Source organism: Pseudarthrobacter sp. KH_020_B (genome assembly GCF_057840185.1).
On sequence record NZ_CM174506.1, the window covers coordinates 3,357,103 to 3,378,469 of the forward strand.

A 21,367-nucleotide genomic window follows, 5' to 3' on the forward strand; every position below is an offset into this window, starting at 1 on the left:
AGTGTCTACGTTAACTCGAGGCTACTTCTGCCCCAGCAGTCAGAACCGCCCCACTCCAAGCCGCCAGCAGGAACGCATTCCCGTCCAGCGAAGAAGCCTCGTCCGTAGACAGCAGCACCGCCCCCCGCACACCGTCCAGCCGCACAGGCGACGCCGAGAAGTTCAGCAGCACCTCCACGGACCCGCGCCGGATGCGCAACCAGCCGGCGCCGTCGTCGAACGTCACGTCCGTTTCCTCAAATCCCAGGCCGGCCAGTTCGGGGTACGCGCGCCGCAGCGCGGTCAGCGAGCGGTACAGCGACAGGAGACGCGCGTGGTCACCGTCGGCAGCCTCCGCCCAGTTGAGTTTGGAGCGCCGGAACGTTTCGGGATCCTGCGGATCAGGCACGACGGCGGGATCCCACCCCATGCGTTCGAACTCGCGGATCCTGCCCTCCGCCGTCGCCTTGCCCAGCTCCGGCTCGGGATGCGAGGTGAAAAACTGCCACGGCGTGGAGGCACCGAACTCCTCACCCATAAACAGCATGGGCGTAAACGGCGAGGTCAGCGTCAGCACCGCGGCCACAGCCAGCGGGCCGTACGGCAGGGACTGGGACAGTCTGTCCCCGATGGCCCGGTTGCCGATCTGGTCGTGGTTCTGGCTGCATACCACCAGGGCCGCCGGGTGGACCAGCGACGTGTTGATGGGCCGGCCGTGATGGCGCCCGCGGAAGCTGGAGAAGCTGCCATCGTGCAGGAAGCCGTCCCTGAGGACCTTGGCCAGCACCCCGAGCGACGCGAAGTCGCCGTAATACCCCGCCGTCTCGCCGCTGACGTTGACGTGCACCGCGTGATGGAAGTCGTCGCTCCACTGCCCGGCGAGCCCATAGCCGTTCGCGTCGCGGGGATAGATCAGCCGCGGATCGTTCAGGTCCGATTCCGCGATGAGGGTCTTGGGAATTCCCGTCTCCGCGGAGATCGTGTCGCCCAGCGCGCCGAGATCTTCCAGGAGGTGCACGGCCCGCTCGTCGCGGAATGCATGGACGGCATCCAGGCGCAGGCCGTCCACGTGATAATCGCGCAGCCACAGCGCCGCGTTGTCCAGGATGTATTCACGCACGACATCGGAGCCCGGGCCGTCGAGGTTGACCGAATCGCCCCACGTGTTGGCATCGCCCTGCTTCAGGTACGGACCGAACCGCGCAAGGTAGTTGCCGCTGGGTCCCAGGTGGTTGTAGACAACGTCCTGGATGACGCCCAGCCCGGCAGCGTGGGCGGCGTCCACAAAACGCTGGTAGGCCGAGGGCCCGCCGTAGCCTTCGTGGACGGCGAACCACTGCACGCCGTCGTAGCCCCAGTTGTGGGTTCCGTTGAATCCGTTGACCGGCAGCAGCTCGACAAAATCGATGCCGAGGTCCGCGAGGTACCCGAGTTTGTCCGCGGCCGCATCGAGGGTTCCCTCAGGCGTAAAGGTTCCCACGTGGAGTTCGTAGATGACCGATCCGCGCAGTTCCCTGCCCTGCCAGCCGGTGTCCTGCCAGGCGTAGGAGCCGGGATCGTAGGTACGGGACAGGGCATGGACGCCGTCCGGGAGGCGGCGGGACCGCGGGTCCGGGAGCGGGTGCGGGTCGCCGTCGAGCAGGTAGCCGTACTCCACGTCCGCGGCCGGCGGCGCGTCCGGCGCGGACCACCAGCCGCCTGTGCCGGGGGCCCCGGACACCTGCTTCATGGGGTACTGCTGACCGTTGGCGAGCAGCGAGACGGCCGAGGCCTTGGGGGCCCAGACATCGAACCGGCCGGAACTGTGGTGCGTCAGGCTCATGCGTTGTCTCCGTTCACTGGCGCGAGCAACGCCACGGGGTATTGCTGGAGGATGTCGGCCACCGGCACCGGGCCGGGACCGTACGTCCGTCCCGTAAGTTCGTCCCGCATGGCGGTGGAAAGTTCGACGGCGGTGTCCCGCCACCCGCCGGCGCGTTCCAGTCCGCAGGGAAGCCGAGTCGCAAGGGTCAGGGCTCCGGGCGTACCGCCAGTTCCGTTGCTGTCCGCCCCGCGGTCGAAGGCCACCAGGTGGTCGGCAGCTGCGCCGGAGGCACGAACGGGCCCGTAGCCGTGGAACAGTTCGGGCCGGTCCCGGCGGAGCCGCAGCGCCCGTGAGGTCAGCAGCAGTTTGGTGTCCTCGTCCCGGAAGTCCGCCGGGAGCGTGCCGGCATCCAGCGCGGCCAAAGCGGTTGAGCGGGACTCGAAGTCAACGGCCCGGCGGTTGTCGGGGTCAGCCAGCGAGCGGTCCCGGAATTCGGTGCCCTGGTAGACGTCCGGCACTCCCGGGATGGTCAGCTGGAGCAGCTTCAGGGACAGCGAGTTGGCGACGGCAAAGGCATCGGTCCTGGCGACGAAGTCCTCGATCACCGCGGTGACCCGGGCGTCGTCGAACGCTGCATCCACTGCTGCCTTGACCTGGGCTTCGAAGTCCTGGTCAGGGTCCGTCCACGTGGTGGAGTTGGCCGCCTCCCGGGCGGCCTTCTCGGCATAACGGTGCAGCCGTTCCCGCGACGCCGGCCACGCACCGATGACCGCCTGCCACAGCAGGTTCTCGAACGGGCGGTCGGGCACCGGGGCGAGCCTGCGAAGGGTGTCCAGGGTTGCTGCCCACTCGTCCGGCAGTTCGGCGATCACGGAGATCCGCGCCCGGGTGTCCTCGCTGCGTTTGGTGTCGTGCGTGGTCAACGTGGTCATGGACTGTGGCAGGGACTCCTGGCGCTCGGCCATCCGCCGGTGGAATTCTGCCGGGGCGAGCGAGAAGTGGGACGGGTCCGCTCCCACTTCGGTCAGTGTCCCCAGCCGGGTGTAGCGGTAGAAGGCCGTGTCCTCCACGCCTTTGGCCATCACCATGCCGGATGTCTGCTGGAAACGCCGGCCCAGTTCAGTCTCCGGTTTCAGCAGCAGGGGCAGCAGCACGTCCAGCACCTCGGCCAGGTCAGGGCGCTGGCGAGCCGCGGCCCCGCAGGCCTCGCGCAGCACATCCTCACCCGTGGGCAGGTAGGTCCGGTAGACGGGGAAGGCCGCGATGATCTGGGCCAGGGCATCCGCGGCAACGTCCTCGGACAGCCCCGCGTCAGAAGGGACAAGGCGGGCCAGCCGCAGGAGTTCGGACCGCAGCATGCCGTCCGCCACGGCGCGCTTGGTCCCCAGGATCATGGCCGCATAGTCCGCAGGCTCCCCGGAACGGAGCCGGGCATCCAACGCGTCCAGCGCAGCCTCGCCGGCCGGGTCCACCAGCAGGCGGTCCAGGTCGGCCAGGGCGTCGTAGCCGGTGGTCCCCTCGCAGGCGAATTCGATCGGGAGCTCCTCCCCCGGCTCCAGGATCTTCTCCACCAGGACGTAGGCTCCGCCGCTGAGGTCCTTGAGCCGGCGAAGGTACCCGGCGGGGTCAGCCAGGCCGTCCGGGTGGTCCACGCGCAGCCCGTCCACCAGCCCTTCGGAGAACCAGCGCTTCACCTCGGCGTGGGCCTGGTCGAAGACCCAGCGGTTCTCCACCCGGATGCCGGCGAGGGTGTTCACCGCGAAGAACCGCCGGTAGTTCAGCTCGCTGTCCGCCCGGCGCCAGGAGACGAGTTGGTAATGCTGCCGGTCATGCACAGCCCGCGGGGAGTCGCCGTCCGCGTAAGACCCTGCGGCCAGCGGAAAGCGGTGGTCATAGTAGCGAAGCTCGCCATCCTCCACCGAAAGCAGCCCCAGGTCGTCATCGCTGCCCAGGACAGGGATCCGGATCCGCCCGGCACCAAAGTCCCAGTCGACGTCGAACGCGTCAGCGTAAGGCGAGCCGCACCCTTCCTGCAGCAGCGACCACCACCACGGGTTCTGCGCCGGCGAGGCCACGCCCACATGGTTGGGGACGATGTCCACGAGCAAGCCCATGCCATGCTCCCGCGCGGCTGCAGAGAGGGCCTGCAGCCCTTCCGGACCGCCCCGCTCCGGATCCACCGACGACGGGTCCGTGACGTCATAGCCATGATCGGAGCCGTGTTCCGCCGTCAGGATCGGAGACAGGTAGACCCAATCAACACCCAGCGACTTCAGGTACGGCACGGCGGCGGCAGCATCAAAGAGCGTGAAGCTGCTGCGGATCTGGAGCCGGTAGGTGGATACGGGAGCCTTCACTTTGCGGCGGCCTTCCGGGCTCCTACTTTCGTGGTCTTCCCGGGTTCGGCCACCGTGGGTGTGCTGAAGGACTCGGTCTCGCTGGTGGCGGTCTGCGAGAGCGCCGCGAGCGACGCGGCGACGGAGTGGTCCGGTTCAACATCGGGCATACTGTGGGCACGGAGCACCACCAGCGATTTTGCGTCCACCGGCAGGGCCCCGCCGGCCTGGACCGGTTCGGTGTCCGCGTTGTGGCCGGCGGTGTCGATGATGATGTCCCAGGCCGGCGCGTACTCGTCCGCGGGCAGGGTGAACTTCACCATGTCGTCGTGGGCGTTGAAGTAAAGCAGGAAGTTCACGTCCGTGATCCGTCGGCCGCGGGTGTCCTTGCCCCGGATGCCGTCGCCGTTGAGGAACACGCCGAAAGAGCGGCCCAGCCCGCTGTCCCAATCTTCGGGCTGCATGGTGGTTCCATCCATGTCCAGCCATACGATGTCCGGCAGCCGCTCGCCTTCGCCTCGGCGGACGGGCCTGCCGTCGAAGAATTTGCTGCGGCGGAAGGTGGGGTGCTTGGCGCGGAGCGCGTTGACGGCGGCGGTGAATTCAACGAGGGGCTGGTCGATGTTGTCCCAGTTGATCCAGGTCAGTTCCGAATCCTGGCAGTAGCCGTTGTTGTTGCCCTGCTGGGTGCGGCCCAGTTCGTCACCGTGCGCCAGCATGGGCACACCCTGGGACAGCAGCAGCGACGCGATGAAGTTCCGCTGCTGGCGGGCACGCAGCCCCAGGACGGCAGGATCGTCCGTGGGGCCTTCCGCCCCGCAGTTCCAGGACCGGTTGTGGGATTCGCCGTCGTTGTTGCCCTCGCCGTTGGCCTCGTTGTGCTTCTCGTTGTAGGACACCAGGTCAGCCAGCGTGAACCCGTCATGGGCGGTGACAAAGTTGATGGACGCCACGGGGCGGCGGCCGGAGTGCTCGTAGAGGTCCGAGGAGCCGGTGATACGGGAGGCGAATTCGCCCAGCGTGGCCGGTTCGCCCCGCCAGAAGTCCCGGACCGTGTCGCGGTACTGGCCGTTCCACTCCGTCCACTGCGGCGGGAAGTTGCCCACCTGGTAGCCGCCGGGACCCACGTCCCAGGGCTCGGCAATCAGTTTGACCTGGGACACCACCGGGTCCTGCTGGATGAGTTCGAAGAAGGTGGAGAGCTTGTCCACGTCGTAGAACTCGCGCGCCAGGGTGGAGGCGAGGTCGAAGCGGAAGCCGTCCACGTGCATTTCGGTGACCCAATACCGCAGGGAATCCATGAGCAGCTGCAGTGAATGCGGCTGGCGGACGTTGAGCGAATTGCCGGTGCCCGTGTAATCCATGTAGTGCTTCTCGTCGCCCTCCATCAGCCGGTAGTAGGACGCGTTGTCGATGCCCTTGAAGGACAGGGTGGGGCCCAGATGGTTGCCTTCGGCGGTGTGGTTGTACACCACGTCCAGGATCACTTCGATGCCCGCCCGGTGCAGGGTGCGGACCATCGCCTTGAAGTCCTGGACCTGATGGCCGGAGTCGCCGGTGGAGCTGTAGGTGTTCTGCGGCGCGAAGAAGCCGATGGTGTTGTAGCCCCAGTAGTTGCTCAGGCCCTTCTCCTGCAGGGTTCCCTCATTGACGAACTGGTGCACGGGCATCAGCTCGATCGCGGTGATGCCCAGCTTCTGCAGGTGCGCGATGACGGACGGGTGTGCCACGCCGGCGTAGGTGCCGCGCTGCTCCTCGGGGACCTCCGGGTGGAGCTGCGTCAGGCCCTTGACGTGGGCCTCGTAAATGACCGACTTGTGGTACGGAATGCGCAGGTTCTGGTCGCCGCCCCAGTCGAAGAACGGGTTGATGACCACGCCCATCATCATGTGCGGCGCGGAATCCTCATTATTGATGGAGTCCGGCTCGCCGAGGTTGTAGGAGAAGAGCGCCGGGTCCCAGTCCATCTGCCCGTGCACGGCTTTGGCATAGGGGTCCAGGAGCAGTTTGTTGGCGTTAAAGCGGTTGCCGGAGTCCGGATCGTAGGGCCCGTGGACGCGGTAGCCGTATTTCTGGCCGGGCTGGACCTGCGGGATGTAGCCGTGCCACACGTAGCCGTCCACTTCATCGAGCCTGAACCGCGTTTCCACGCCGTCGTCATCGAAGAGGCACAGCTCCACCTTTTCGGCGCGTTCGCTGAACAACGCGAAGTTCGTGCCGGTCCCGTCAAAAGTGGCGCCAAGCGGATAAGCCGTTCCGGGCCAGATTTCCATGCGTGCTCCTCATCGTTGTTCGACAGCAGGGGCTTAGAAACACAGCCACTGCCGGTGCAGAACCTATGCCTACGGTAATGGGTGGGTGTGACTATTACGTTTCTGGCCCGCCGGTTTGCTAAGCAGACTGACTTTATGCCACACCTCTGGTACGGCGTCCGCAATCCGGCCGCCTGTCAGCGGTCCCCCACCGGAGGCGGCCACTCCCGCCAGGCCGTGGAGGCTGGCGCCGAGCGCGGCAATGGCGGCCCAGCGCTCGTCCGGATCGATGCCCGCATCACGGAAGCGCCCGACGTCGGACCCCAGTTGGGCGAGCAGCGCACCGATGATCCCGGCCAGGACGTCGCCGCTTCCGGCGGTGGCGAGCCACGCCGTGCCGTCCGCCTGGCTGTAGAAGTCCTGGAAGGGCGAGGCTACAAGAGTGGTAGCACCCTTCAGCAGGACGGTAGCCTCGGTCAGCACGGCGGCGTGCCGCACTGCGCCCAAGGTGGAAGCCTCCACCCCGGAACGGTCGGGGGCGGGATCAAAGTCTGCGCTGACAGGGGACAAAGCGAGCCGCTGGAGGAGCGATGCAAGCTCGCCGGCGTGCGGCGTCAGCAGCACCTGCGGCGCCAAGACGTCCGGCAGCGCCGGCAGCGCCCCGGCGTCGGCGATCACTGGCAGCCCGGTTTCCACGGCGTCACGGGCGCGCTGGAGCTGTTCGGTGTCGCCGGGGCCCATTCCCGAACCCACCAGCCACGCCTGGACGTGGGTGTCCGCCACGGAGCCCGTGCTGCACACCACCTCCGGGCAGGAGTGCCGCACCAGGTCGGCCACCTCGGGCAGGCCGACGTAGCGGACCATCCCCGCGCCGGCAGCCAGCGCTCCCCGGCAGGCCAGCACGGCGGCGCCTGGATAGTCGGCGGATCCGGCCACGACGCCCAGGACGCCGCGGGAATACTTGTGCGAGCGCCTCCCGGGCCGCGGCAGGAGCCTGGCCAGGTCCACCGGCTCAAACCTTCGCAGCGCCGGCCAGGGCAGTTCGTCTTCGATGCCGATGGGGACCACGTGGACGCGGCCAGCGTGATCGGCGCCCGGGTCCACCAGCAGCCCCACTTTGGCTGCGGCGAAAGTCACGGTCAGATCCGCGGACAGGAGTGGCGCATGGGCTTCCCCGGTGTCGGCATCAACGCCGCTCGGAACATCGCAGGCCACCACAATGGCCGGCTCCCCGGATGCCAGCCGCAATTCCGAAAGACCGCTCACCAGGCCGGCTGCCGCGCCGCGAAGGCCACCGTGGGCGCCCGTCCCCAGGATTGCGTCAATCACGACGTCGGCACTCGCCGCGTGTGCTGCCAGCTGGCTGGCGTTGAATTCAGTGAGGAGGTGCACGCGCCCGCCGGCGCGCTCAAAAGCAGCCAACGCCTCGGGGTGGGCCGTTCCGGCGGTGAGCACCGCCGTCGTACGCATTCCCCTGGCGGCCAGGAATGAAGCGGCGAAGAGGCCGTCTCCCCCGTTATTGCCTTTGCCCGCCAGGACGGCCACGCTGGCGCCGTAAAGCCGCCGGCCGCGTGATTTCAGCTCGTGCACCACAGCATTGGCGATTCCGTGGGAGGCCCGCTGCATCAGGACAGCGCCCAGCCCGGCAGCCAAGAACGGCTGTTCGGCCGCCCTGATCTGGGTTCCGGTATAGGCGCTGATCATGGTGTCAGGTCCGTCGGCGGGTTGAGCCGTGAGTGGCTCAGCCTTCGGCCAGGACCGTGGCGGTGGCAATGCCGCCGTCGTGGCTCATGGAGACATGCCAGCGCTTGACGCCCTTGGATTCGGCCACCGCCAGGACGGTGCCTTTGACCTGGATGGTGGGGCCGTGCTGGTCCAGGCCGATCCAGCAGTCCTGCCAGTTCATGCCGGCCGGCGCGCCGAGGACCTTGGCCACGGCTTCCTTGGCGGCGAACCTCGCGGCCAGCGACCGCGTGTTCAGCTCGCGTTCCGCGGGGACGAACAGCCGGTCCCGGAGCCCCGGGGTGCGCTCAAGCTGGCGGCCGAACCGCTCGATGTCTACAACGTCTACGCCAATGCCAACAATCATGGCGCTATTCTACGGGGACGCTGCTGGCGTACTGCGCACAGCGCGCTCGGCATCCGCAAGATCGCCGACTCAGCCGGGTCGACGCAAATGCGTAACTTTTGGGCCTGGCACGGTTCGGGGTTCCCAGATTTCCGGGCATCTGGTCTCCGAGCGCCGCCATAAGTTGCGCAATTGCGTTCGCGCTGGCTTCTGCACGGCGTCATGAAGTCAGTAGCGGACCTGGGCCTGATGACCTACGGCGTCCGCTAGCGCAGCGGGCTCTCCCAACGCGAGCTCGCCAGCCGGCTCGGCGTCAGCCAGCGGCACCTCGCCGCACTGGAGACGGGCAAGCCCAAGGTGCCCTATCTTCAAGCTCGTGACCGCTTGCCCACGCCATGGACGGGACTGAACGCTACGATGCAAGCATCCGGATTTCACCGAACCTATGGCATACCGGTGCACGGGCGCTGACAATTTGGGGGCAGACAGTAAAACGGATCCTTGGCATCATTTTGATCGGAATTGTCGTCGCCGTGGCGGGTCCACTGGTGGTGGTCAGGCTAATCGAGGACGCGGCCACCGATGTTCTGGTCGCCAAAGTTGACCGCTTCGGTGTCCCGGCAGACTGGGATCCGGTCGCTGACACCGTCCGCCCCGAACGGTTCCTTTGCCTCAGCACGAATCCCTGCCCGAGTATTTTCCGGAGCTGGAACGCAACGACGGTGCTGACCGCCGAAGACATCCAAAGGTTCGCCGATCCAGTCGGGCTGTCTCTGAAATTCAGTGACGCCTGCCAGCCGCGGTCCGACGAGACCGGCGCCGTCATACTATGCACGGCCACGGGCACCGACGACGGCTACGACTATTTGTTGGTCTTGCGCAAAGTCATGGACGATGAGCGGCAGGTGCTTTCGGTTGACGTACGTCCACTGTGACCCCAATCCGGCGGAAGATACCGTAAGTTACGCAAGTAGTTTCGCGCTGGCTTCTGCTAAAAGTCCGATGTTTGCAGTCCACACCACTACCTTTTAGTAGTCGACGCTCAGTTATTACGAATAACTCATCAAGGAGGCCGTGTCACGGCGTCATGAAGTCAGTAGCGGACCTGGGCCTGATGGTCTTCGGCGTCCGCCAGCGCAGCGGGCTCTCCCAACGCGAACTTGGCGCCGTCGGCGGCAGCGGATCCTTGGCCGGTTAGCCAAAGACCACCCTTGGCCTCCTGGATGGGGCCTGGCACGCGGGCGTCGACGGCGCAGCCTCCACGCACATCCTCAAACCGGTGGCCGGCCGGGAACGAGCACGCCCTGCACGCCGAGGCGTTCTGCCTGGAGTTTTCGCGGCGGATCGGGCTCACCACGTTCGCCAACGACGTGCGCATAATTACCGGCCGGACCGTCCTCATCCTCGAGCGTTACGACCGCCTGCACGGCTCGCCTCGGTCTCGTCGGGGTTCCGAATGGGGCCGAGGTACCCCCGTATCCATCCCAAATGGCGGGGGCTTCTTAAGCGTATTGCTTACGGTTCGTTTGGTTCGTAAGGTTGATATATGACAACGACTACTTCGAATGAAGCCCGGATTCATTGGGCTGAGCTGATTGATGGTGTACGTTCCGAGCCGGTTCATATCACCCGCCGCGGGCGGGCTGTCGCGGTGGTGGTGGCCCCGGACTTTTATGAACGCGCCGTCGAGGCGTTGGAGGACGCCGAGGATGTTGCCGCCGCGCGGGCAGCCCGTGCGGATGGGGGGCCGACGATCACTCACGAGGAACTGCTGCGTGACCTTGGCATCGAGGTATGACGGGCCGGTTTGGCGTTCGATATACAGCGGTCGCGGCTAGGCAAATCCGGAAGCTTGACCGGCAGGCACAGATGCGGGTGCTCAAAGCGATTGAAATCCTCAGTGACACGCCGCGGCCACCCAAGGGAAAGCAGCTGGTTGGCGGGGATGGGGAATGGCGCATCCGCACCGGCGATTACGGGATTATCTATGAGATCCGGGATCAGGAACTTTTGATTCTGGTACTGCGTCTGGGCCACCGCCGGGAAGTTTACCGGCGCTAAAGCCTCGTGAAGGGGCCAGGACAGGGCTCCGGATCAACTCCCGCCTACATTTCCTGGGGTCACACCGGTGCATGACCCACCGAAGGAGGAAATGAGGCATGGACGTTCCCGCAGACGGGTCACAGCCGCCCGCGAGAAGTCGGCGGCGAAGGTGGCTCAAAGGCGTCATCATCGCGCTCTTGGTTCTCGCGTCCCCATTCGTACTGTTACAACTCTCGCACGTAATAGGCACGGCCAAAATGGTTGCTGTGGCTGATCGAATGCATCCGGCCTCGGGCTGGCAGGAGGAGGCCCACAACGTGACCGGTGGATTGTTCTGCATAACCGTGGTGGAGCCTTGCGACAGCATGTGGCGTCAGTACCGGACACACAGTCCTGTAACTGCAGGCGACGTGCAGCAGATCAGCGATGAGGCAGGCCTTGGAGCGCCAGTGGAAGGCGACTGCGAAACTTCTCCGCTTCCGTCTAATTCCACCGGGATGTACGAGGCCTGTTCAGCCAAAGGGGTCCGCGACGGTTACGACGTGGAGATCCGCGTCCTGAAGCTCAGTGATGACGACCCCGAACGGATCATTCAGTTCCGGGTGAACAGCATCAAGAACCGTTGAGACAGCGGTCCGGCTCTACCCGAGCCGGCGGTATTCATCGATCAGCGATGAAGGCACCGGCGAGACGCCGGGAACGTCCTTACCGGGGCCAGAATTCGGCCTGTGACGGCGAAGCAGGGCGGCGCCATCAAGTTCCCATCGGAATCCGGGGTTGGACAAGGCAGCCCGGTAGGCGTCGTCGACCGTGTCCGGGTACTTCGCTGCAAGGTCCTCCAGGACGTAACCGGGAACCGTCTTGTCCTCCACATAGCCACGCAGGAGTTCCGCAGCCGGGTCCTCCGCATCGGCCGGCGGCGTACGGTGGGCTGCCTCGACCTGCCCGTAGCAGACGAGGAAGGACACACCCATCAGCGGATGATGGTAGAGCGCTACGTCGTCGGACTCTGCGAGCTCCGGGGGGAAAGAATCATTGGGCGCCAGCTGCTCGGCCGGGGTCACCCGCGCCGCAACGGCGGGATTTTCCGCGACGGACGCCTCGCTGCAGGCATTCAGGAAACCGCGGTACGCCGCGATGATGTCGGCCCCGGTACCGCTCACGATATGCGCGTCAAAGAGGTTCAGGAACGTGGTGTGGTGCTCTCCGACGATCCTGCGTCCCTGCTCGACCTTCGCCGGATTATTGAATACCAAGGTGGGAAAGCGTTTGAGCAGGGACGCCGCCAGGGTCTGGACTCCGGGGAGGTCTCGCGGACCGAACAGGCGTATGGTCCCGCTGATGGTCCAGATGTCCCCGATGGGCACCAGGCGCGACATGACGTAGCCGCCTCGCTGGACGACGCTGATCGCTTCCGCCCCGACGGTGGCGTAGGCCGGGTAATCCATCTCATCGATGAGGTTGTGCAGGCTAAGCCGGGCACCCTTGCGGGCATCGACGCGGAAGACGCCGAGTACATTGCGCTCCCGCCACCCCTCGTAGACGAGTCGCTCCTCCGGCGCAATGGTCCTATTGGTGCGCAGATAGCGGTCGAGCAGCGGCTCGCGTCCGTCCTGATCTGGATCATAGAGCAGCGACTCGACGGCCTCCGCCCATTGATCATGCGCCGCACTCCCGAGCCCGGAGAAGTCTGACAACGCCTGCGAAAGGCGCCGCGCGAACCCCGGTGAGCATGCGTAGTCGACCAGCGCTTCCTTGAGGTTCCCCGCCCGGTCCAAGAGTTCGTCGATGCCCATCAGTCCGCGGTTACTCTACGGTGACGCTCTTGGCGAGGTTGCGCGGCTGGTCCACGTCGTAGCCCTTGGCCGAGGCGAGGGCCAGGGCGAAGATCTGCAGCGGGACCGTGCTGAGCAGCGGCGCCAGCAGCGTCGGGGTCTCCGGGATGTAGAAGACGTGCTCGGCATAGGCCTTGACCGCGTCGTCGCCCTCTTCGGCGATCACAATGGTCTTCGCGCCTCGCGCACGGACTTCCTGGATGTTCGAGACCACCTTGGCGTGCAGCGAGTCGCGGCCGCGCGGGGACGGGACCACCACAAACACGGGCTGGCCTTCCTCGATCAGCGCGATGGGGCCGTGCTTGAGCTCACCGGCGGCGAAGCCCTCGGCGTGGATGTACGCGAGCTCCTTGAGCTTCAGCGCACCTTCCATGGCCACCGGGAAGCCGACGTGGCGGCCCAGGAACAGCACGGACTTGGCGTCGGCCATGGACTCGCCGAGTTCCTTGATCTGCGCCTCGTTGTCCAGGATCCGCCGGATCTTGGCCGGGATCTTGTTCAGGTCCGCCAGGATGTCCTTGATCTCGCCCTGGAAAATGTTCCCGCGCAGCTGCGCCAGGTACAGGCCCAGCAGGTACGCGGCGGTGATCTGCGCCAGGAACGCCTTGGTGGAGGCAACGGCGATCTCCGGGCCGGCGTGCGTGTACAGCACGGCGTCGGATTCGCGCGGGATGGTGGAGCCGTTGGTGTTGCAGATCGAGACGGTCTTGGCGCCCTGTTCCTTGGCGTAGCGGACGGCCATCAGCGTGTCCATGGTCTCCCCGGACTGGGAGATGGAGACGATCAGGGTGTTCTCGTCCACAATCGGGTCCCGGTACCGGAATTCATGGGAGAGCTCCACCTCGGTGGCGATCCGGCACCAGCGCTCGATGGCGTACTTGGCCACCTGCCCGGCGTACGCGGACGTGCCGCAGGCCAGCACAATGATCTTGTCGACGTTCTTCAGCAGTTGCGGGTCGATGCGGAGCTCATCAAGGGTCAGTTTGCCGTTGACGTCGGAGCGGCCCAGCAGGGTGTTGGCCACGGCGTCGGGCTGGTCATGGATTTCTTTCTCCATGAAGGACGGGAAGCCGCCCTTTTCCGCCGATTCCGGATCCCAGTCAACGTGGTATTCCTTGCCCTCGGCCGGGGCGCCGAAGAAATCGGTGATCTCCACCGTGTCGGCGGTGATGGTGACAATCTGGTCCTGGCCCAGCTCCACCGCGCGGCGGGTGTAATCGATGAACCCGGACACATCCGAGCCCAGGAAGTTCTCGCCCTCGCCCAGACCCACCACCAGGGGTGAGTTGCGGCGGGCGGCGACCACAACATCTGGCTGGTCCGCGTGCACGGCAAGCAGCGTGAAAGCACCCTCAAGGCGCTGGCAGGCGAGCTGCATGGCCTTCGTCAGGCCGCCGTCGGACGCCACACCACCCAGTTTGTTGCGGAAAATATCCCCCAGCAGCACAGCGGCGACCTCGGTGTCCGTCTCGGACTCGAAGGTGTAGCCCTTGGCCACCAGCTCACGTTTGAGCTCGGCGAAGTTTTCGATGATGCCGTTGTGGATCAGGGCCAGCTTGCCGCCGTCGGACAGGTGCGGGTGCGCGTTCTGGTCCGTGGGCCCGCCGTGCGTGGCCCAGCGGGTGTGGCCGATCCCGGTGAACGTCTCCGGCAGCGGACGCTCCTCCAACTCGGCGAGGAGGTTGCTCAGCTTGCCGGACTTCTTCCGGGACTCGATGGACCCCTCAGAGACCACCGCCACCCCCGCGGAGTCGTAACCCCGGTACTCCAGACGGCGCAATCCCTCAAGGACTACATCCAACGCACTGTGACCGGCAGTTCCACGGCCAGCAGAATGGCCCACATATCCAACGATTCCACACATGGGCTCCAGCTTATCGGCAGCCGGGTTGAGTTCTAAACTTAGGGTGCTGCATTTCGCTCTGGGCCGCGCGAGGGGCAGAATCTCTAAGGTGACTTCGCAACGCAACGAAGCGAACGGTGAGGGTGCCTCCCCGTTCGTTGAGCTGGACCGCCAGACCTGGTCCCGGCTCGCCGCCCAGATGGAGCAGCCCCTTAACGAAGAGGACATTGTCCGTCTGCGTGGCCTCGGCGATCCCCTGGACATGAAGGAGATCCGCGAGGTCTACCTGCCCCTGTCCCGGCTCCTGCACCTTTATGTGGAGGCCGCGGGCCAGCTTCATTCGGCCACCACCACCTTCCTGGGTGAACAGACCCAGCGCACTCCGTTTGTCATCGGCGTGGCCGGTTCGGTGGCCGTGGGCAAGTCCACCATCGCCCGCGTGCTCCGGGAGATGCTGCGGCGCTGGCCCGGCACCCCCAACGTTGAGCTGATCACCACGGACGGCTTCCTCTACCCCCTGGCCGAGCTCAAGCGCCGCCAGCTGCTGGAACGCAAGGGCTTCCCGGAGTCGTACGACCGCCGCGCGCTGCTGCGCTTTGTGAGCGAGGTCAAGGGCGGCGCGGAGGAAGTCCGGGCGCCCTGGTACTCCCACGTCACGTACGACATCGTGCCGGACAAGGAAGTGGTGGTCCGCCGCCCGGATGTGCTGATTGTGGAGGGCCTGAACGTCCTGGCTCCGGCGCGTCCGCGGCATGACGGCAAGCAGGGCCTGGCAGTGAGCGACTTCTTCGACTTCTCCATCTATGTGGACGCCAAGACCTCCTACATCGAGGAGTGGTACGTGGAGCGGTTCCGGAAGCTCCAGAGCACCGCGTTCGCCCAGCCGGAGTCCTACTTCCACCGCTACGCGACGCTGTCCGCCGCCGAGGCGGAGACCACTGCACGGGACATCTGGAAGCGCATCAACGAGCCCAACCTGGAGGAAAACGTCCTCCCCACCCGTGGCCGCGCCCAGCTGGTTCTGTCCAAGGACGCGGACCACACCATCCGCCGCATGCTCCTGCGGAAGGTTTAACACAGGTGTGCCACGACTGTGTGGCAGGCGGCGTCCCGTTGGGGTCCAGCCGCCGCTCCTTCGCCCGCTTCCTCGCCGCCGGAGCCGGGCTGACGGTCCTGGCAGCGTGCACGCCGGAGGCACCCGCCGCGGTGACGCCGTCGTCGTCCTCCCCCGCCCCAGCGGCGACCTCCGCGTCCCCCTCCGCCGTGGCGGTCCCGTCAGTGGAAAGCACGACGGCGGCAGTTGAGCCCCCTGCGCAGGCTCCCGTACCGCCGTCGGCAGCGCTGCCCCGTCAGTTCTCACTGACGGATCCGGCCAGCCCCTGGCTGGTGGTCAACAAGCACCGTCCGCTGGCGCCGGCGGACTTCGTTCCGGCAGATCTGGTCCAGCCCAACGTCCGGCTGGCTGTTTCGGGCGAGGCGGCCCTGCTGAACAGCACGACGGCGTCCGCCGCGGAAGCGATGTTCGCCGCGGCCGCGCAGGACGGCGTCATCATGACGCTGGCGAGCGGGTACCGCTCGCATGGCACGCAGATGGCCACATACAACGGTTATGTGGCGGCCCGCGGCCGGACCGATGCCGACACCGCAAGCGCCCGGCCCGGCTACTCGGAACACCAGACCGGCTGGTCGTTCGATATCGGCGACGGCGGCGGGGCATGCGGCTTCCAGCCGTGCTTCGCGGATCAGCCCGCGGCCGTATGGGCGAAGGCGAACGGCCACCGCTTCGGCTTTGTGGTGCGGTATCCGTGGATGTTCCACCCGATCACCGGCTACTACTACGAGCCCTGGCACCTGCGCTACATCGGCGTGGAGGAGGCCACCGACATGGCGAGCCGGGGCATCAGCACTGTGGAGGAGTACTTCGGGGTGGACGCGGCGCCGGGCTACGCCTAGCTAACGGCTTGCCCAGTATCCGCACGACGCAGCCGCCCAATAGTGCTGTCTGCTGAACCCGGGGTGCTCCCGGCCGAGCCTCGTCGGCGCGTTGACTTCTGACAGGTCGCACTGCCAGCCGGCAGCGAGAAACTCGTCGGCGGCAGTGACTGCCTCCTCGACCGCCTCGCGGCATGATTCCCGGGACGGTTCACTGTGAGGGCGGGACAAACGGGGCGAACTGGAATAAACCCTGGCGAGTGCTGTCTCGAAAAGCAACAGTTTATCAAGACATGGACGTCATGCCCTGGAGAGCGAAGGAACGGTGCGGGCCGCACTGGCGGGAATACACATCCTTCACCAACACCAAAGCCGGGCCTACCGCCACGGCCACTACCCCGGCTGGCACCACAACGTACAAGTATGGCGGTGACGGCCGCCGGCTCAGCGCCACCCTCGGCACCGCGAAGACCAGCTTCGAATGAGATCCTTTCTGCCGGCTCGCCAACGAACTCGACACGAACGGCGCCCTGATCCGCCACTACACCCACGGCGACCAGCCCCTCACCGCCCACGACCCAACCGGGGCCGCCGCGTACTTCCACACGGACAGGCTCGGCTCCGTCCGCGCCGTTACCGACGCGAATGGAGCACTCACATCAGCCGGGGCCTGGGAACCCTATGGACGTCCCCGGGCGGCTGGCCCGAACAACCCCAACGCCTCGCCTCTGGGCTGGCTTGGCCAGTACCAGGACCCCACCGGGCTCACCCATCTGCGGGCCCGCCAATACGACCCGGTAGCCGGCATCTTCCTCAGCACCGACGCGGCAGCGTCCACCAGCATCTCCGGCACCTACACCTACGGTTCAGCCAACCCGCTTCGATACATCGACGTTACGGGCCTGTTCTCCTGGGACGAAGCCCTCGTTGGGATCCAGAACGTAAGCGGCATCGTCTCCGACGTCGCCGGCGTGCTCGCTATCGTCGCCCTGGCCACCGGCGTAGGAGCCCCAGTGGCAGCTGTCTGAGGCGGCATATCCATCGCCGCAGGAGCAGTCCACGCCGGCACAAAAGCCATCCAGGCCTACAACACCTGCAACACCGGCAAAGGCTCTTGCGGCGACGCAGTCGCAGAAGCACTCCTTTCAACCGCATCCATCGGCCCGGGCGGAAAACTCATCAAGGGCGCCGCGAGCGGGCTAAAGTTGGTGCCAAATCCGTGGGGAAAGCGTGGGAGCCCCCAACCATATAGCTCGAGTGGACGAAGCCGAAACCCGGCTCGTGGCCGGTGGCTGGACTCACCGTTCTGGAGGTTCGCTCCCTGAGAAACAGTACGGGTCCCGCTATCCTGATCTTGTGATGACTCGTGGCGATCAGTGGATTGCTGTTCAGGTTGGCCGTACGACCCAAGGTCGTATCCCTGTCCCCCGTGAACGGCGTGCGATGGATGATCTCCGATCGACGGGCGCCTTCGACCACGTCTTCTTCCTGAGGTATAAACCATGACCGCTGGATCGCTGGTATACCCCGCGGAGTGGCAGCGTGTGGGGCGTGGGCTTACAGCCGAAATTGAGGGCCTCACCGCGGACGCGGTCGAGCGCGAGATCAGCGCGCTGCCGGAGGCGTGGGCACCCTACCGTCTCCTAGCCGTTACCAAGCGGAAGGAAAGCAAACACTACGTGGAGGTAGTGAGAGTCGCCGAGGCAGGCCAGCTGGATGAGAGAACCGCTGAAGGCCAGTGGAACTACTTTCTGTGGAGCCCATCGCTTACACCAGAACTGATCAAGCCACTGGAGACGGAGTACGTGGACACGCGTGCTGCCGGCGTACTCTCACTCAACGGTCTCGTAGGCATCCAGTACCGGCCCCAGATGAAAGGACGAGAGCTCCCAACCGGGATAGGTTGTGTCCATAAAATTCGTTCTGAAGCAGGGGAAGTCGTCCACCACAGCGAATACGAGAAGGTATACCGCTCGCTCCTACGTTCGCTCCGAAAGGCCACAGCGTGACCTTCCCGACGGCAACGCTCACATGGTCCCAAGCGACGCCGCCGGCAACCCGATCAGCATCACCCGGCCCCCGCGGTGGCGCCGACAGCTACGACACCTTCGACCCTCTGACCAAAACCTGCTACACGACCGACTGCCGTTCCGAGCACAGAAGTCCCCGATGGACCTACGCCGATGCCATCCTCACCGAAATCCGCAACGGCTAAACCAGAGAATTCGGCCATAGCCGCTGGGCAGGTCGGCCCGTGAGGTGTGTCCCGCGGGGAGAAAGCTACTTGTACGTCCGAAGGCTCAGCACCGAGACGCAAGTAGCAGAAGCTCTGGAAGAGCTTGTGTCGAAAAAACAACAGCTTTTCAAGACACGGACGTCGTGTCTTGAGGATCGAACGAATCGACGACGTGCCGGGCTGCCCCTTGTCTTGGAAAGATGTCTCGCCGGGAATCGTCTCAGGTGGGACCTGGACGGGGGTTTCTGAGGCAAAGTGGCCGGGTGAGACATCTCGGGTATACGCGTGTGAGTACGTCGGGCCAAGACGCGAAGTTGCAGCTCGATGCGCTTGTAGACGCCGGGGTGCAAAAACGCGACGTCTTCGCCGACGTCACCTCCGGAAGCAAGACCGCGATTGAGCGTCCCGGGATGAAAAAGCTCCTCACGTATGTGGAGCCAGGCGACACCGTTGTCGTGTGGCGCGTGGACAGGCTAGGCCGATCCTTGATCGATGTCCTGAACACGGTGAACCTACTGCGGGACCGCAGTGTGCACCTGTGTCCATTTCGGACGGCATCGACCCCACAACAACGTCCGGCCGCCTGATGCTGAACATGCTCGCGACCTTGGCCGAATACGAGCGGGAGTTGATCGTCGAACGCGTGAATGCCGGCATCACCGCAGCGAGACAGGGCGGAACCCGGTTCGGCCGGCCGCTTTCCGATCCCGTCGTGATCGCCGACAAACTCCGGATCGTCACGGAAGCCCGCGCGAAAGGCCGCACCGCTGAAGACGCGGCACATCTCGTCGGGTGGAATCGAGCCACGCTCTACCGTCACCAGCAGGCTCTCGCTGCTCGCGAGAGCACAACGATGTAGTTGCGTCATGGATGGCAGTGAGCGGTGGCGGATTCTTCGATTGCACGTCGAAGACAAGATCTCGCTCGCAGAGCTTGCCCGGGAAAGCGGGGTCTGTTAGCGGCCATGAAAAACTGCCCATAGGCGGCCACGGAAGTGCCCACTGATGGCCAGCAAAAGTGCCCATTGGTGGCCATGAGATCTGCCCATTCTTTTTTCTAGCATCGCCGTGTTCTTAACGGCGGGAGCCCCTTCCTGGGGTTTTGATGTCGGTGTCTAGTCGCACCAAACCACATCAGGAAGAGGCTCTGTATGAAGTCTGACGGAGAAATCATGGAAATTCTTGAAGCGTACGATCTTACGCAGTCGTTGCGCGCCGCGGCGCAGCTCGCGGGTTGTTCCCACCACACGGTGGCCAAGCACGTCGCCGCCCGTGACGCCGGGCGGCCGCTGGCGCGCTGTCATGCTTGCCGAGGAGGCCCTGCGCCTGCACCGGGTCCCGGAAACAGCGCACACGGTCTCCTTCGGCCTGGCCCGGACCGTGCCGCCGAACACGCCCATGGTCACCTTCAACAACGCCATGTATTCCGTGCCGTCCCATCTGCTCGGGGCGCGGGTGTTTGTCCGCGCCCACGGCACCGGCCCGGACGAGCAGGTCATCATCGTCCACCACGGCGCGCACGGCCCCGTTGAGGTGGCACGCCATGGCCGGGCACGGCCCGGGAGCCCGGCGGTCAACGACGAGCATTTTCCCGGACATGTGGAGAAAATCCCCGGGGACTACACGCCACGGGCCCGCACCGGGGCCGAGGCAGAGTTTTTGGCCATCGGCGGCGGCGCCGTGGCCTGGCTGAAGGAAGCCGCCGCGGTCGGCACGTCCCGGATGAACGTGAAGATGGCCGAGGCCGTGTCCCTGGCAAAGATCGCCGGCGTCATCGACGTTGACCGGGCCCTGGGCACGGCCGCGATCCACGGCCGCTTCGCCCACGGCGACCTCTCCTCGATCCTGCAGGCCGGCCGGGCCAGCACCATCACGCACGCCGCCAGGGAGGAAACCTCCCTGACCCAGGGCACCGGCGCCTGGGCCGCCATCACCACCACCACCATCGTCAGTGAGGACAAGCAGTGACCCCGATCAACACCACCGCCGCGCCCCTGCCCGCGGACGTTGAAGCCATGATGCGTTCCCTGAAGATGCCCCACGCCCGTGCCCTGGCGCCGGAACTGATGGCCACGGCCCGCGCCCAGCGCTGGGAACCAGTGGAAGTCATCAAGGCCCTCTTCGCCGAGGAAGTCAGCGGCCGGGCCCGCTCCATGCTCGCCACCCGGCGCAAGGCCGCCGGGTTCCCGACCGGGAAAACCTTCGATGCCTGGGACCCCGGCGCTTCCTCGATCCCGGCGCCGACCCAACAGGCCCTGCGGACCCTGGAATGGATCCGCCGCGGGGAAAACCTCGTCGTCTGCGGGCCCTCCGGGACAGGAAAGACGTTCTTCCTTGAAGCCCTGGGCCAGCAAGCCGTGGAAGAAGGCTTGCGCGTGGCCTGGTTCCGGCTCGAGGACCTCGGCCAACTCATCCGCGCCCACCGCACCGACGACTCCGTCACCCGGGCCATCAACCGGGTGCTACGTGCCGATTTGGTGGTCGTCGATGACATCGGGCTCCTCGCCGTCGGCGCCGACGCCGCCGAGGGACTCTACCGGGTCGTGGACGCCGCCTACGAGAAACGCTCCATCGCGATCTCCTCCAACCTGCACCCCGCCGGCTTTGACGAGCTCATGCCCAAAACCCTGGCGACGGCAACCGTGGACAGACTGCTGCACCACGCCCACATCTGCCAGACCAGCGGCGACTCCGTCAGGCTGACGCAGGCCCTGGCCGGAAAGGGAGTGACACAACTGAGCTAAAAACCGGAACGGAATGGCCACCCACAAACCTATATTTGCGGGCAGATCTCATGGCCATGTCCGGGCATTAATATTGGCCACCAGCGGGCAGAAGACCTGGCCGCTGGTGGGCAGAAAGTAATGGCCCTTGACAGGGTCAGCCTGCGCACGCTGCAGCGCTGGCACCAGTTGTTCCAGGAAGATGGGATCGGGGCACTTGACCCGCGCCCTCGTGTTGACGCGGGGACGCGTCGCACGGCGGCCGCGACTGTGGCGTTCGTCGAACGGCTCCTCTGGCGAAACCGCGCCCAAGCCTT

General features: G+C 65.7%; 18 protein-coding genes and 3 pseudogenes. 13 read left to right on the plus strand and 8 right to left on the minus strand.

Features of this window, described 5'->3' with window-relative positions; all coding sequences use genetic code 11:
* Nucleotides 1-10 precede the first annotated feature (10 nt).
* From treZ to AC3IT0_RS15465, 5 genes are all read right to left on the minus strand, one after another.
* Nucleotides 11-1,801: a malto-oligosyltrehalose trehalohydrolase gene (gene treZ / locus AC3IT0_RS15445; RefSeq protein WP_489320609.1), complete on the minus strand. Its 1,791-nt coding sequence runs from the start codon at nt 1,799-1,801 to the stop codon at nt 11-13.
* On the minus strand, nt 1,798-4,140 hold the full coding sequence (gene treY, locus AC3IT0_RS15450) for a malto-oligosyltrehalose synthase (protein WP_489320610.1): 2,343 nt from the start codon (nt 4,138-4,140) through the stop codon (nt 1,798-1,800). Before treY ends, treZ begins: the two co-directional genes overlap by 4 nt.
* On the minus strand, nt 4,137-6,392 hold the full coding sequence (gene glgX / locus AC3IT0_RS15455) for a glycogen debranching protein GlgX (protein WP_489320611.1): 2,256 nt from the start codon (nt 6,390-6,392) through the stop codon (nt 4,137-4,139). The genes treY and glgX overlap by 4 nt, the downstream gene beginning before the upstream one ends.
* 69 nt (nt 6,393-6,461) lie before the next feature.
* Nucleotides 6,462-8,075: an NAD(P)H-hydrate epimerase gene (locus AC3IT0_RS15460; RefSeq protein ID WP_489320612.1), complete on the minus strand. Its 1,614-nt coding sequence runs from the start codon at nt 8,073-8,075 to the stop codon at nt 6,462-6,464.
* Between the two features lie 37 nt (nt 8,076-8,112).
* Nucleotides 8,113-8,460 carry a holo-ACP synthase gene (locus tag AC3IT0_RS15465; protein WP_056344245.1) on the minus strand — a complete coding sequence of 116 codons (348 nt, stop codon included), beginning with the start codon at nt 8,458-8,460 and terminating at the stop codon, nt 8,113-8,115.
* 291 nt (nt 8,461-8,751) lie between these two features.
* On the opposite strand from AC3IT0_RS15465, the pseudogene AC3IT0_RS15470 reads away from it, so the two are divergent.
* Together AC3IT0_RS15470 and AC3IT0_RS15475 are read left to right on the plus strand one after the other, a co-directional pair.
* Nucleotides 8,752-8,910 (plus strand): annotated as a pseudogene (locus tag AC3IT0_RS15470) (hypothetical protein); the annotation flags it as partial.
* Between the two features lie 62 nt (nt 8,911-8,972).
* Nucleotides 8,973-9,374 (plus strand): hypothetical protein, encoded by a 402-nt coding sequence (locus tag AC3IT0_RS15475; RefSeq protein ID WP_489320613.1) that lies wholly within the window; start codon nt 8,973-8,975, stop codon nt 9,372-9,374.
* A gap of 158 nt (nt 9,375-9,532) precedes the next feature.
* Here the strand turns inward: AC3IT0_RS15475 and AC3IT0_RS15480 are convergent, their stop codons facing one another.
* Nucleotides 9,533-9,841, minus strand: coding sequence for a hypothetical protein (locus AC3IT0_RS15480; protein WP_489320614.1), 309 nt, complete (start codon nt 9,839-9,841; stop codon nt 9,533-9,535).
* Nucleotides 9,842-9,985: 144 nt separating this feature from the next.
* Here AC3IT0_RS15480 and AC3IT0_RS15485 point away from each other — a divergent pair, with 144 nt between their 5' ends.
* The 3 genes from AC3IT0_RS15485 to AC3IT0_RS15495 all read left to right on the plus strand — a co-directional run bounded on the left by AC3IT0_RS15485 (nt 9,986) and on the right by AC3IT0_RS15495 (nt 11,108).
* Nucleotides 9,986-10,237: a type II toxin-antitoxin system Phd/YefM family antitoxin gene (locus AC3IT0_RS15485; protein ID WP_354157893.1), complete on the plus strand. Its 252-nt coding sequence runs from the start codon at nt 9,986-9,988 to the stop codon at nt 10,235-10,237.
* Entirely contained in the window at nt 10,234-10,500 is a 267-nt protein-coding gene (locus AC3IT0_RS15490; protein WP_489320615.1) for a type II toxin-antitoxin system RelE family toxin, read from the plus strand. Before AC3IT0_RS15485 ends, AC3IT0_RS15490 begins: the two co-directional genes overlap by 4 nt.
* A 98-nt stretch (nt 10,501-10,598) precedes the next feature.
* Entirely contained in the window at nt 10,599-11,108 is a 510-nt protein-coding gene (locus AC3IT0_RS15495) for a hypothetical protein (RefSeq protein ID WP_489320616.1), read from the plus strand.
* A 15-nt stretch (nt 11,109-11,123) separates the two neighbouring features.
* On the opposite strand, the gene AC3IT0_RS15500 is transcribed toward AC3IT0_RS15495, so the two are convergent.
* Complete coding sequence (locus tag AC3IT0_RS15500) at nt 11,124-12,278, minus strand: hypothetical protein (protein ID WP_489320617.1); 1,155 nt, start codon at nt 12,276-12,278, stop codon at nt 11,124-11,126.
* A gap of 10 nt (nt 12,279-12,288) precedes the next feature.
* Nucleotides 12,289-14,181 (minus strand): glutamine--fructose-6-phosphate transaminase (isomerizing), encoded by a 1,893-nt coding sequence (glmS, locus tag AC3IT0_RS15505; RefSeq protein WP_489320618.1) that lies wholly within the window; start codon nt 14,179-14,181, stop codon nt 12,289-12,291.
* Between the two features lie 88 nt (nt 14,182-14,269).
* Between glmS and coaA the strand changes: the two genes are divergently transcribed.
* From coaA to istB, 8 genes and pseudogenes are all read left to right on the plus strand, one after another.
* Nucleotides 14,270-15,235 carry a type I pantothenate kinase gene (coaA, locus tag AC3IT0_RS15510; protein WP_489320619.1) on the plus strand — a complete coding sequence of 322 codons (966 nt, stop codon included), beginning with the start codon at nt 14,270-14,272 and terminating at the stop codon, nt 15,233-15,235.
* Nucleotides 15,236-15,255: 20 nt separating this feature from the next.
* Nucleotides 15,256-16,113, plus strand: a complete 858-nt coding sequence (locus AC3IT0_RS15515) for a M15 family metallopeptidase (protein ID WP_489320620.1) — start codon at nt 15,256-15,258, stop codon at nt 16,111-16,113.
* Nucleotides 16,114-16,394: 281 nt separating this feature from the next.
* A complete protein-coding gene (locus AC3IT0_RS15520; RefSeq protein ID WP_489320621.1) occupies nt 16,395-16,577 on the plus strand; it encodes a hypothetical protein in 183 nt (60 codons plus the stop codon).
* Between the two features lie 48 nt (nt 16,578-16,625).
* Nucleotides 16,626-17,120 (plus strand): RHS repeat-associated core domain-containing protein, encoded by a 495-nt coding sequence (locus AC3IT0_RS15525; protein WP_489323819.1) that lies wholly within the window; start codon nt 16,626-16,628, stop codon nt 17,118-17,120.
* Nucleotides 17,121-17,594: 474 nt separating this feature from the next.
* Nucleotides 17,595-18,101, plus strand: a complete 507-nt coding sequence (locus AC3IT0_RS15530) for a hypothetical protein (protein WP_489320622.1) — start codon at nt 17,595-17,597, stop codon at nt 18,099-18,101.
* 490 nt (nt 18,102-18,591) lie between these two features.
* A pseudogene (locus AC3IT0_RS15535) lies at nt 18,592-19,187 on the plus strand (recombinase family protein).
* 442 nt (nt 19,188-19,629) lie between these two features.
* Nucleotides 19,630-20,295: pseudogene (locus AC3IT0_RS15540) on the plus strand (IS21 family transposase); the annotation flags it as partial.
* Nucleotides 20,292-21,071: an IS21-like element helper ATPase IstB gene (gene istB / locus AC3IT0_RS15545; protein ID WP_489320623.1), complete on the plus strand. Its 780-nt coding sequence runs from the start codon at nt 20,292-20,294 to the stop codon at nt 21,069-21,071. The pseudogene AC3IT0_RS15540 and the gene istB, both read left to right, overlap by 4 nt.
* Nucleotides 21,072-21,367: the final 296 nt, after the last annotated feature.

Excerpts from the sequence above, each read along its gene's own strand:
- treZ (WP_489320609.1), bottom strand. The coding sequence starts at position 1,801 with ATGAGCCTGACGCACCACAGTTCCGGCCGGTTCGATGTCTGGGCCCCC.
- glgX (WP_489320611.1), bottom strand. The coding sequence starts at position 6,392 with ATGGAAATCTGGCCCGGAACGGCTTATCCGCTTGGCGCCACTTTTGAC.
- AC3IT0_RS15460 (WP_489320612.1), bottom strand. The coding sequence starts at position 8,075 with ATGATCAGCGCCTATACCGGAACCCAGATCAGGGCGGCCGAACAGCCG.
- AC3IT0_RS15465 (WP_056344245.1), bottom strand. The coding sequence starts at position 8,460 with ATGATTGTTGGCATTGGCGTAGACGTTGTAGACATCGAGCGGTTCGGC.
- AC3IT0_RS15480 (WP_489320614.1), bottom strand. The coding sequence starts at position 9,841 with ATGAGGACGGTCCGGCCGGTAATTATGCGCACGTCGTTGGCGAACGTG.
- AC3IT0_RS15485 (WP_354157893.1), top strand. The coding sequence starts at position 9,986 with ATGACAACGACTACTTCGAATGAAGCCCGGATTCATTGGGCTGAGCTG.
- AC3IT0_RS15490 (WP_489320615.1), top strand. The coding sequence starts at position 10,234 with ATGACGGGCCGGTTTGGCGTTCGATATACAGCGGTCGCGGCTAGGCAA.
- AC3IT0_RS15495 (WP_489320616.1), top strand. The coding sequence starts at position 10,599 with ATGGACGTTCCCGCAGACGGGTCACAGCCGCCCGCGAGAAGTCGGCGG.
- AC3IT0_RS15500 (WP_489320617.1), bottom strand. The coding sequence starts at position 12,278 with ATGGGCATCGACGAACTCTTGGACCGGGCGGGGAACCTCAAGGAAGCG.
- glmS (WP_489320618.1), bottom strand. The coding sequence starts at position 14,181 with ATGTGTGGAATCGTTGGATATGTGGGCCATTCTGCTGGCCGTGGAACT.
- AC3IT0_RS15520 (WP_489320621.1), top strand. The coding sequence starts at position 16,395 with ATGCCCTGGAGAGCGAAGGAACGGTGCGGGCCGCACTGGCGGGAATAC.
- AC3IT0_RS15530 (WP_489320622.1), top strand. The coding sequence starts at position 17,595 with ATGACCGCTGGATCGCTGGTATACCCCGCGGAGTGGCAGCGTGTGGGG.